The following is an 11568-nucleotide window of genomic DNA, read 5'->3' on the forward strand; positions in this document are numbered from 1 at the left end:
GAATTGTCAAATTCTCTTGATTTTCGACAATTCCCTTCATTACTGCCGCATATTCTCTTTTATCAGTTTGCGCCCGTAATGCCCATACTGCCGGACCCCGTGAAGAATTGAGGATGCGTTTTGTAGGTATGTTCGGTCTGCTATCTTGCCAATTTCCCCACCTAAAGCATCTATTTCATGGGTTAATTGCGACTTGGCAGGTCCACCTACTGCGGGGTTACAGGGTTGCCACGCGATTTTATCTAAATTTAGAGTTAATAGCAAAGTTCGACAACCGAGACGGGCAGTAGCAAGTGCGGCTTCGCAACCGGAGTGACCTGCACCGACGACAATTACATCATAAGCATCTTGGAATTCAAATGAATTGTGCATAGTCATAACCAATTAAGAATTAAAAATTAAAAGTTAAAAAAGCTAGTTACAGTCAGTATTCTAGCTTATATTGAAAGTAACTTTCAGTTTTTATTACCTTGGCTACAGGAATAGCCGGGAAAAATCATTATTTGTTCAACCTGATTCAGTGAAAAAATCCCCAATAATTCAAACATCAAAATGTCTTCAATATCAGAAATCGCCGTTGAATTTCAGGATGTCAGTTTGGAAATTAACTACCGTCCCTTATTATCTCATCTAAATCTTAGCATTTATCAAGGAGAAGCCTTAATTTTATTGGGGCGTAGTGGAAGTGGCAAAACCACAACTTTAAAATTAATTAATCATCTCCTTGTACCCACCCAAGGACAGGTTTTAGTAAGTTCCCGGCCGACGACTAACTGGGATGCTATTAAACTACGAAGACGGATTGGTTATGTCATCCAAGAAACAGGTTTGTTTCCTCATTTTACAGTTGGGGAAAATGTCGGACTTGTCCCATCTTTAGAAAAATGGTCACCACAGAAAATTGAGGCACGAATATATGAAATGTTAGACTTAGTGGGACTAGAACCTAAACAATTTGCTCAACGTTATCCCCATCAACTATCAGGAGGTCAGCGTCAAAGAGTGGGAGTTGCAAGGGCTTTAGCCGCAGATCCACCAATCTTATTAATGGATGAACCTTTTGGCGCACTTGATCCTATTACTCGTTTGGAATTACAACAACAGTTTCAACATTTGCAAAGACAATTAGGAAAAACGGTGGTATTTGTCACCCATGATATTCAAGAAGCTTTCTTTTTAGCAACTAGAATTGGTTTAATGTATGCAGGAAATTTAGTATTTTTAGGAACAAGAAGAGAATTTATCCAATCTCAACATCCAGAAGCAAAGGCTTTTTTGGCTTGTTTAAATACTGCCAATAGTTGGGAAAACCTTAATTAAATTTAGAGAAACAACTACAGAGATTATGTTTTTATTTCAATATGCTTCAGAAATTATTCTTCGCAGTGGAGAACATTTAATATTAGTCATAATAGCTATGACTGTAGCTATTTCCATTGGTCTTCCTGTGGGAATTTTCATCACTCGTCAACCAAAATTAGCTTCTCCTATTCTTGGTTTAGCAAACGCTATCCAAACTATCCCTAGTTTAGCCATCTTTGGTTTTTTAATTTCTGTTCCTTTTCTGGGAGGAATTGGGAAAACTCCCGCTATATTTGCTTTGACTCTTTACGCTTTATTACCCATTATTCGTAATACCTTTATTGGCATTAATAGTATCAATCCCGCCATTAAAGAAGCTGGTGTAGGGATGGGAATGACAGATCAACAATTATTATTACAAGTAGAAATTCCCCTGGCTTTACCAGTTATTTTAGCAGGTGTGAGAGTTGCAACTGTGATATCTGTAGGAATTGCCACAATTGCTGCTGCTATTGGTGGTGGTGGTTTAGGAGTATTTATTTTTAGAGGAATTTCTACAGTTAACAATGAATTGATTTTAGCAGGTGCTGTACCCGCTGCTTTTATCGCTTTGAGTGCAGATTTTGGTTTAGGATTATTAGAAAAGAATCTTACTAAACAAACAGAAAATAAAGGTAAGTTTAATCAACAAATAGGTATCATTCTAGGAATAATCGGTTTAATTATAGCCGGATTAATAGCATTTAACTATCAACAAAAACCAGCAACAATTATTATCGGTTCAAAAAATTTCACAGAACAAGTTATTTTAGGAGAAATTCTCGCTCAACAAATAGAAACTCACACAAAATTAAAAGTAGATCGTCGTTTTAATTTAGGTGGAACATTTATTGCTCATGAAGCAGTGAAAGTGGGTAAAATAGCAGGTTATGTAGAATATACAGGTACAGCATTTACAGCAGTTTTAAAAGAAAAAGTAATTACAGATCCTCAACTTGTTTATGAAAAAGTTAAAAAAGAATATCAAGATCAATATAAATTAACAGTTATGCCATCTTTAGGGTTTGAAAATACCTTTGCTATGATTATTCGTGGTGAAGATGCAACAAAATTGCAAATCAAAACTTTATCGGAAGCTGCTAAATATACTCCCCAAATGCAAGCAGGTTTTGGTTATGAATTTTTAGAACGTGCAGACGGTTTTCCAGGTTTATCTAAAACTTATGGCTTAAATTTTGCCAACATTAAACAAATGGAATTAGGATTAATGTATCAAGCTTTAAAGGAAAAACAAGTAGATTTTATCGCTGCAAACTCTACAGATGGCTTAATTCCAGTTTTAAACTTAGTTATTTTAGAAGATGATAAAAAATACTTTCCTCCCTATCAAGCTGTACCTATTTTTAATCAAGAAATTCTCCAAAAATATCCAGAACTCACAGATACTATTAATCAATTATCTGGTAAAATTTCTACAACAGAAATACAAAAGATGAATTATCAAGTAGATAATCAATCTCAACCTGTTTCAGAAGTAGTGAGGGAGTGGTTAAAATCTCAAAAGTTATAATTTTCAGATGTTTGATTCTCAAAAATATAAACCTTTTTATAAAGTTTTTTCGGCAATTTCAATAAATTTTTTGCTTTGTTCAATCAAAATTCTCACATCTTCCTCACTCAACTGAAGGGTATCATCAATACTATAATCTCCTTGTGTCCTTTTATCTTGAGCATCAATCAAATAACGGTGAAACTCCAGGGGAACAATTCCTTTTTTAGCAACTTCTCTACCAAAACATGAAATCACAGCAGAATGACTTGAAAAAGTTAACTCTTGCTGCCACAAAAAGGCTTCAGCAATATAAAACATGGTATAGTAAGCTCTGGAAGCAGCAAAGTTATATAATTTATTTTCTGCTAGAATCTCGGAAGCTAGTAAGCTTTCTTTAGCTTTTTTTATAAATTTTTTCTCCTGAGATGTCATAGAAAAATGCCTTCTTTTTTGACATTATAATTAAAGGGAGTATTTTCATTTTCAAACTTTGCTGAAGAAATAAAGTGACGAGAAATAACAACATCGTTGTTTAGACAAATATTGGAGATTATCTGACTGGTTTTATCAATTTCATGATAGGGGTTAATCTCTGATTTCAGAACAACGAGAATATCAATATCAGAAAATTCTTTAGCGTCTTCCCTCGCTTGAGAACCATATAGAATAATTGCTTCCAGTTGGTTTTGATAAAGTTCTTGTAACGCTTGTTTAACTTCTTGTAATATGAGATCAAGCTGTGATTTTTTCATTGCTTAAATCATTCCTTTGGTTTCAGATGATTGGGTTTCGGTCTATAAATACTATTTTATCGCAACCCGTAATATAGCGATTCTTATCTAAGCGAGGTACACCGAAGAAAGAATTAACCGCAGATAGAAGATGATAAACGCAGATAAACGCAGATAAATTTGTACTTCAGCGGAAATGTAATAACCAGGAAGTCGGGTAGTTAGTTTTTACAACTGTTCCTTAATTTTATCAAATATCCAATTAGGTATAGCGTGTTCTGTTGCGTAAACGTAATTATATCTATCCTCTATTTTATCCCAATCAATTCTTGTATATGATAAAATTTCCTCCGTAAACATATCTAAAGCTTTACCTGTTAAACATTTCTCCAAACATCTTTTCATAAATAACCTACTTTCCTCAATTTCTATTTTTCGGAAAGTAGGAATTAAATCTATATCATCAAATAAATTGTATAGATTATTTCTAGATGATGTTCATGAATTGTCAAACTATCAATTTTGACAACTGAAATTTTCATTATTTACCATCCCCAAGTACCTGGTTCACCTTTAAAGGGTCCAACAATATCAGAAGTAATCCATCCCCCATAAAAACCACCAGATTGAGCTTTAACTAACTCATCATTCACATAACAAGCATCCATTAAACCAGGATAAAAACTATAGTATTCTTGGATGGATTGAAAATTAGGAGTAGGTTGAATATATCGCCAAGCAGCATTATTTACATATTTATCCCCCACAGAAACATCATAATATTCAGATATACCTTTCCATTCACACATAGTTTTTCTAGGTGTAGCTATTAAATATTCTAATTTAATATCTTCAGCAGGAATATAATAACCAGGAGGATGACTAGTTTCTAAAACTCTTTTTGCTTTATTAGTTTCTGCTAAAACGATATCATTGTAAATGATTTTTAGATGTTTGTCGGTATCTTCCAAAATCGCTGGACGGGGATAGTCCCAAACAGATTCTTGACCGGGTTGTGGGGGAATGGGATTTGGTCTCATTGTGAGTAAGTTCCTTTTCTGAAGTGGAAATTAGAATTTCCAATAAATTCTTATTAATCTAATTCTACAGTATATCTTTTACTTCGTTATATTTTAGATTCGTAATCATGATTATCAAAAGAATTATATTTATCTATACTACTAAATAATTTCATAGTTTTATACTCAATCAAACTTACAGGAAACATAATTCCCGGCTTCTTATTAATAGGATTTAGTGTATTAAATACTCTATCCCAAAAGCCATGAATGCCATAATTTCCATTGAAACCAGTGTGATGAAGGTCATGAAAATCTGAGGGAATAAAAAATATTGATAAAGAACTATGTCCTTCTAAATTATAAATATTACCTATCAAAGTCCATGCACAAAGTTGAGTTATATCATATCCAAAAATAAGGATAGGTAAAACATCTGTGATGGTAACAATAATATATTCCAGAAGGCTTTTATGTCCAGCTACAAAACTTGATGTATCTTGAAATTCATGATGTTTAAGATGAATTTTGAGAAATGATTTTGTATGAAATAATCTATGGGCTACATAAAAGCAGAAATCAGCCGCAACTATTCTCATCAAAAACCATCCAAAATTTAGAATTAAATTATTATCTCTATGAACTTCTGGAGCTAAATATAGTATGATTAATGCTGCTATTAAACTTTTAATTTCTCCTGTAATTATACCTTTTAAAGTAAAAGCAGGAAATGATTGCTTTTTGACTTTCTTAACTCTTGCAGTTAATTTTTTAGTTAAACTATCTTTACTTTTGATGAATTTTTCAATGAAAAACCCAATCACATAAAATGAGATAGAACCAATCAGCCAGTATAGTAATACCTGGGTGATAAAATTAAGTTCTATATTATTGAACAGAAAATAAAATACTTGCTGAACAATTGTACAACTAATAGCAATCTTAAAATAAAATTCTAACTCTAAACAGCAATTAAAGAACTTTTGCATTTTTATAACCCATGAAAATCATCTCAGTCAATGTCTAGAGATAAGATATAGCGTTTCTCGGTTGAGTGAGGTACAAGAACCCCACCCCCAACCCCCTCCCCGCAAGCGATGAGGGGGCTATGATATACCTCATGTGATTAGGAAACGCTATAATTCAAGATGTAAAGAAGTATCTTGATATTATTGTTATAGAGAATATCATTGTTGGTGAATTTAAGAGGCATCCTAAAAACAAAACTTAACTAATTGCCTAATTTGCCCACATTTGTGAAGAATGAGGATTCAATCACTCAGAGTATATCAAATTAATCTTCCTTACTTTCATTACCAGCAGGAAGGAGAATACCTTCCACCAATAGAGTATCCATAAACATTTTCCGCAGAATTCGCTGGATCTGAATATGTTTTCCTGGTTTTACCTTTGTCAAAGTTCGCAGCAACAAATTAGATTCACCCATACTTTCTACCCCATCTACTAGGGTGGGTTCAAGGACATCTGGATCATTTGTTTTTAACTGCTGTCCTATTTCTTCAATCACTTGATATATATGAGTTAAATTAGAATTGTAAGGTACATAAACTTCCACTACTGCAAATATGTATTGTTTGGAATAATTAGTAATTGAACCAATATCCCCATTACGAATAATCTGTAATTGACCATTGGGATGTCTAATACGGGTAGTTCTCAGTTCAATGGCTTCAACAGTACCTTCTACTGTTTTCTCTTCAGCTTTCCCAGCTTCAATATAGTCACCTACCAAATAGTAATTTTCAAAAAGAATAAAGAAACCACAAACTATATCATTAATTAGTGTTTGTGCGCCTAATCCCACAGCGATACCAACAATTCCAGCACCAGCTAGAATAGGAGTAGGATTAATATCGAGAATATAGAGAATGGAAATTGCAACACTGAAGTAAATTAAATATTGTAATAAACTACGAAACAAAGGAATCATAGTTAAACGTCTGCTTTTTTGGGTGTCAGTCAAATCCTGATCTTTGAAAAGCACCTCTTCTAGTAATAAGTAAATCACCTCAAACATCACACGACTTATGAAAATGATAGCGATGATTTTGATAATTTTTAAACCAAAAGTAGCCAGCTTGGCTATTAACTGCACCTGCTGAATTACTAATGTGACAGTGCAGACGTAAATCACAAATTCTAAACACCGTTTCAAAAAAGGAATCAGGTGTTGGAGACGATCATAAAATCTTAATAGATTATCAGGACTGGAGTATCTAACGCTCAGAACATCTAGAGTGTCAACAATGGCCGCAACTGCTTTGAGAATGAGTAATCCCACACTAATGATCAAATAAATCCGCAATGCGATATATAGATATTCAGAAACTACTGCGGGTAATTTGAGAAATTGTGTACAAGCAATCAGAACCCATAACCAAATTCCACCTCTGATTCTTTGATTGAGTGCGGTAAAAAAAGCGTCAATACTTTCATCATCGGCGGTATTTTGATCTAAGTTCTTAGCGCGGTTACTAGCTATTTTTAACCAAGATTTGATAACTTTTAGAGTTATGACCGCTGCAATTACAACAACACTACTTTCAGCAATACCAATTCCTAATCTCATCCAAAATCCTGATGGAATCTTGCGAATCAGGGCTATTGTATATTGTTGGATGTCTTCACCCCGATAGATCAGATAACCATTAGCACCGACAATCAAAATGCTTAACACTAAGCAAGTAAGCAACAATAAGCCAGTAATATTGCGACGCAGAATTTTGATTTTTAAATCGTCACCCTTCAATATTGATAATCTAACCAACAGCTTGAATAACTTACCTACAAGCCATCTTAATAAGATAAAAGCAATTATTAAAATGCCGACTTCAGCCAAAATAATTAATAGGTTCATAGTTAGGTGATTTTCGCATTTTCATGATACCCAAATACCCAAATCCTCAAAGAATTCGGGTATATCTATTTTGAACTTTTTTAATTGTTGCTGTTTTGCATCGGTTTATATTTTTCTGGTTCTGTTCTGAGATCCACATATAGAAAATCAATACCCTCTTGTTCTAAAAGTTCCAAGATGGCTAGATTTAAGTTTTTCTCAGCATCAAAGTAGAGATTATCATCATTAACAAATGCCATAAGTTCAATAACTCTGGCATTCTTTTCAATATTTTTGAAACGTACTGTACACTTAGGAGAAAAGCCAGGAATAGATGTTGGTATTTGTTGAATAGCATCACAAATTCTCGCAGTTTGTTTTGCGGAAATACCATCAATTTTGAGAATTAAATTCAGTCCCCACTTTAATTCTTCCCCTGGATTTTGTGACCAATTTTCGACAATTCCAGAAATCATGCGAGAATTGGGCATTTTGACGATTGAACCCCACTTAGCTAGATGCAGTGTTGTGGTTCTAAATCCAATAGCGAGGATCTGCACAAATCCATCTACTCCTGATATTCCCACCCAATCACCTTCTTTATAGAGATTATCAGAGTAGATAATAATCGTACAAAACCAATCATAAACAATGTCTTTGAAGAGTAAACCTAACGTGATACCAGCACCACCGAGTAAACCCACAAGTGCTGCTGCTGATTGTCCTAAAAATATTTCACTGATTTTAATTGTCAGTACAATAATTGCTGCCGATTGAAAAATTTTCGGCATCAAAGGTCTAAGCAATTCATCAAGTTCAGTTTCAGTATGCAGCACTATGTTAGCAATTACTTGTCCTAAAATTGAAGAACTACGATAAACAACATAGCCAATAATAAAAACAACTATTAGGTTCAGACTTTTACCAATAGTATCGGTTAATTTAGAACCTAATTCCTCTGCCAGAATTTCCTTAATCAGCCAAAATCCACCAATGAGAATTAGCCAATTTAAAGCTGGCTTAACAATAGCAATTAATTCATCATCAAGAGTAGTTTCTGTTTTCTTGGTAAAATTTTCAATTGTTTTAATGATCACTGCCAGAACAAATCTTCTTAATGTCTGTGTCAGCGTCAGAATGACAACTACAGCAGCAATTTTCGCAATGGGAAAATTAGAATAGTCGATACTTTTGAGCGCGTTCCAGATAGCTTCCATATTTACCCTGATAGATATTTGAGTTTGTTGATTTTATAACATGAGAAAATTATCAGCATTCAGAAATTTACAAATATTTTTAATTGTGGTTTCTGAATACTGACACAAAACTCATTTAAGTTGACAAAGAATCAATCCAAACCACCCTTTTTCATCTGTCCAAGTTTTCACAGTTTTTAATCCTTTACTTTGCAATTGTTTTTCCATAGTTGCTAAATCAAACTTTCGGGAAATTTCTGTGAGAATACTTTCTCCCTCTTCAAAGGAAACCTTTAAATCCAATGCTTCTAAAGATACTAAATTATTTTTTTGACAATGGAGATACATTTCAATTTGATTATCTACCTGATTATAAATGGCTTGATGTTTAAACAAATTGATATCAAAATCACCTTGAAAACGCCAATTCAAATGAGAAAGCATATTCAAATTAAAAGCAGCAGTCACACCTTGACTATCGTTATAAGCTGCTTCTAAAATATCCTTGGGTTTTTGTAAATCTACACCTAGTAAAAAGTAATCTCCAGTTTGTAAAGTGCGAGAAACTTGATTTAAGAAAATATCACATTCTTCTGGGTTAAAATTCCCTAAAGAACTTCCCAAGAAAAACAACATTCTTGATTGTAAATAATTTGATTCTAGATGCACTAATGCTTGTTCATAAGTTCCTAATAACCCATGAATATCAATGTCAGGATATTTTTCTTGTAACTGTAAAACGCTGGTTTTGAGAATACCTCCACTGACATCAATAGGAAGATATCTACAAGAATCAGCTATTTTTTGATAAGCATCTAATAAAGCTTGAGTTTTAGTAGAACTCCCACTACCTAATTCTATTAATTCACAACAATTTGTGATTGTCGCAATTTCATCAGCATATTGTTGTAAAATCCAGGCTTCTGTGCGTGTGGGATAATATTCTGGTAACTCACAAATTTTTTCAAAAAGTTGAGAACCATGATCATCATAAAAATATTTGGGAGATAAAGTCTTGGGGTTTTTACTTAACCCCTTAATCACATCTTCCCCGTCGTCTCTCAATTCTTGATAATGATGATCTAAAACTGTTAAAGGTTGAGCAATCATTTCTAAATCCTCTCTGTGAATTTGCGTGATCAAAAAGATATTTAATCCAAACTTTCAGCAATTCTAAAACCAACGTGCTGATAAAAATAGGGACGAAACCAATTACGATAACAAGGTAACGCCATTGTACCATTTGTAGCCCAAGAACCACCGAGCATCATTTGATGTTTACCATCGAAAAAAGGTGCAGATTGGTCTTCATAAAGATGATGAGTTTGAAATCCTGGTAAGGGGTAAAATGTATCTCCTAACCATTCCCAAACATTACCACGCAAGTCAAAAATACCAGATTTATGATTTGCTGAAAACATCCCTACGGGAGAAGGTGAAATAAATTGTAAGTTGAGATTATAGTTATTGTCTAAATTATTTTGTTCAGAAAATTCTTCTGATATCTTTAGGGCTTGATTCCATTCAGCTTCTGTTATTAAACGCAGGTTTTTATTTTGTTGTTTACCTTTCCAAGCACAGTAAGCTGTTGCTTCATAATAGTTGACTTCTACAGGCCAATCTAAAGGTAAATCCATCTCATCAAATGTGGCTCGATAGCGATATTTTCCGTTATTTTCGAGTATCCAAAATTTTGGATGTTGGACATTATATAGTTGTTTCCAGTTCCAAGATTCAACATTCCAATAATCTGCATTTTCATAACCACTAGCTTTCACAAATTCTAAAAATTCGCCATTGGTGATTAAATGCTGACTTGCTAAAAAAGGTTTTACTTCAACTTCTAAACTACCATATTCACTATCCCAACCAAAAGTAAAATCATTTTCTTTTTTACCTAATTTAACTACACCTACCGGGAATTTCTCTCATTTGATTATCAGGAACTTTCCCATTTGTAGGGGCATAATTCCAGTCTTGGGGACGCTTTAATTTATCAACAGGTAGTTGACGCAGTAGCATAGATGAGGTTTCAAAATGGATGCGACTGTGTTCTATTCCCATTAATAAAGCCCAAAGGGGATATTCTTGATTAATAGGCAGATTTAAGGGAGTATTTTCAAGAACTTTAGTAATTTCGGCTTTGGCTTTTTCTCGGTATTCCCAAACTTGAGAAATATCAGGCCAGATGATATCTTTTGTAGCAGTTTCTAGTTCTGCTGGTGTTTCTGGATCAACGCCAATTTCAAAGAGGATTTCATATTGGGGATTAATGCGATTTGCGAGTAAACCAACATGAATTAATTTGTTGATGTAAAAAACTGCGGAATGACCAAGATAAAAAATTAATTTATTTCTTAAAGGGTCAGGATTTAAGTAAAATGTATCTTCATTAATTAAACTTTTGAACAGTGTTTCTTCTAAATTCCAAGAATTTTCAAAATAGTTAAGTAGAATTTGCTGATGACAATGATTAAGTCTAGGAATATCAGAAGATGGGATTTGATGATATTTGCTAATTGTTTTCATGGGGTTATCTAGAGTTCTAGCAGCAAAGCGATTATTCAAGTTTTAATCTATATATTTTTAAATACCCTACATTGGTAATGGTTTTTCATATTTAACCAAAATTTAACTATTTTGGAATTTTAGCTAAAGAAAAGTTAAGATATCATTATTTATCTAACAATTACTTTCATTTTTCCCTGATCACAGAGTATTAAGTAGTCGGACAAAATTAAATTCACTCGTTGAGAGAGGGAACAGGGAACAGGGAACAGGGAACAGGGAACAGGGAACAGGGAACGGGGAACAGGGAACGGGGAACAGGGAAATTGGCACTTACACCCTTGACAACGGAAATACCGTGAGTGCAAGAACAGGGAACAGGGAACAGAAAAGAAAAGAAAAG

Annotated in this window: 10 protein-coding genes and 2 pseudogenes; 2 read left to right on the forward strand and 10 right to left on the reverse strand. The window is 33.7% G+C overall.

Going from position 1 to position 11568, the window contains the following annotated elements:
- Positions 1-378, reverse strand: a pseudogene (locus FJR38_RS28045) (FAD-dependent oxidoreductase); the annotation flags it as partial.
- 174 nt (positions 379-552) lie between these two features.
- Between FJR38_RS28045 and FJR38_RS02605 the strand changes: the two are divergent.
- Together FJR38_RS02605 and FJR38_RS02610 are read left to right on the forward strand one after the other, a co-directional pair.
- Positions 553-1320 carry an ATP-binding cassette domain-containing protein gene (locus tag FJR38_RS02605; protein ID WP_168535217.1) on the forward strand — a complete coding sequence of 256 codons (768 nt, stop codon included), beginning with the start codon at positions 553-555 and terminating at the stop codon, positions 1318-1320.
- Between the two features lie 25 nt (positions 1321-1345).
- Positions 1346-2872 (forward strand): glycine betaine ABC transporter substrate-binding protein, encoded by a 1527-nt coding sequence (locus FJR38_RS02610; RefSeq protein WP_168535219.1) that lies wholly within the window; start codon positions 1346-1348, stop codon positions 2870-2872.
- Positions 2873-2908: 36 nt separating this feature from the next.
- On the opposite strand, the gene FJR38_RS02615 is transcribed toward FJR38_RS02610, so the two are convergent.
- From FJR38_RS02615 to ovoA, 9 genes and pseudogenes are all read right to left on the reverse strand, one after another.
- The gene (locus FJR38_RS02615) at positions 2909-3286 is read right to left on the reverse strand and encodes a HEPN domain-containing protein (RefSeq protein WP_168493780.1); all 378 of its coding nucleotides are present in this window, start codon (positions 3284-3286) and stop codon (positions 2909-2911) included.
- Positions 3283-3606: a nucleotidyltransferase domain-containing protein gene (locus tag FJR38_RS02620; RefSeq protein WP_168493778.1), complete on the reverse strand. Its 324-nt coding sequence runs from the start codon at positions 3604-3606 to the stop codon at positions 3283-3285. The genes FJR38_RS02615 and FJR38_RS02620 overlap by 4 nt, the downstream gene beginning before the upstream one ends.
- Positions 3607-3813: 207 nt before the next feature.
- Positions 3814-3990 carry a hypothetical protein gene (locus tag FJR38_RS02625; protein ID WP_174763518.1) on the reverse strand — a complete coding sequence of 59 codons (177 nt, stop codon included), beginning with the start codon at positions 3988-3990 and terminating at the stop codon, positions 3814-3816.
- A 140-nt stretch (positions 3991-4130) separates the two neighbouring features.
- A complete protein-coding gene (locus FJR38_RS02630; RefSeq protein ID WP_168493776.1) occupies positions 4131-4625 on the reverse strand; it encodes a DUF427 domain-containing protein in 495 nt (164 codons plus the stop codon).
- 86 nt (positions 4626-4711) lie between these two features.
- Positions 4712-5593 carry a sterol desaturase family protein gene (locus FJR38_RS02635; protein WP_168493774.1) on the reverse strand — a complete coding sequence of 294 codons (882 nt, stop codon included), beginning with the start codon at positions 5591-5593 and terminating at the stop codon, positions 4712-4714.
- Between the two features lie 305 nt (positions 5594-5898).
- The gene (locus FJR38_RS02640) at positions 5899-7482 is read right to left on the reverse strand and encodes a mechanosensitive ion channel family protein (protein ID WP_168535221.1); all 1584 of its coding nucleotides are present in this window, start codon (positions 7480-7482) and stop codon (positions 5899-5901) included.
- A gap of 80 nt (positions 7483-7562) precedes the next feature.
- Entirely contained in the window at positions 7563-8678 is a 1116-nt protein-coding gene (locus FJR38_RS02645; RefSeq protein ID WP_168535223.1) for a mechanosensitive ion channel family protein, read from the reverse strand.
- 111 nt (positions 8679-8789) lie between these two features.
- Positions 8790-9767, reverse strand: a complete 978-nt coding sequence (gene egtD, locus FJR38_RS02650) for an L-histidine N(alpha)-methyltransferase (RefSeq protein WP_168535225.1) — start codon at positions 9765-9767, stop codon at positions 8790-8792.
- Between the two features lie 41 nt (positions 9768-9808).
- Positions 9809-11186, reverse strand: a pseudogene (ovoA, locus tag FJR38_RS02655) (5-histidylcysteine sulfoxide synthase).
- Positions 11187-11568 lie beyond the last annotated feature (382 nt).

The sequence above is a fragment of the Anabaena sp. UHCC 0253 genome (assembly GCF_009712085.1).
In the GTDB taxonomy this organism is placed as follows: domain Bacteria; phylum Cyanobacteriota; class Cyanobacteriia; order Cyanobacteriales; family Nostocaceae; genus Dolichospermum.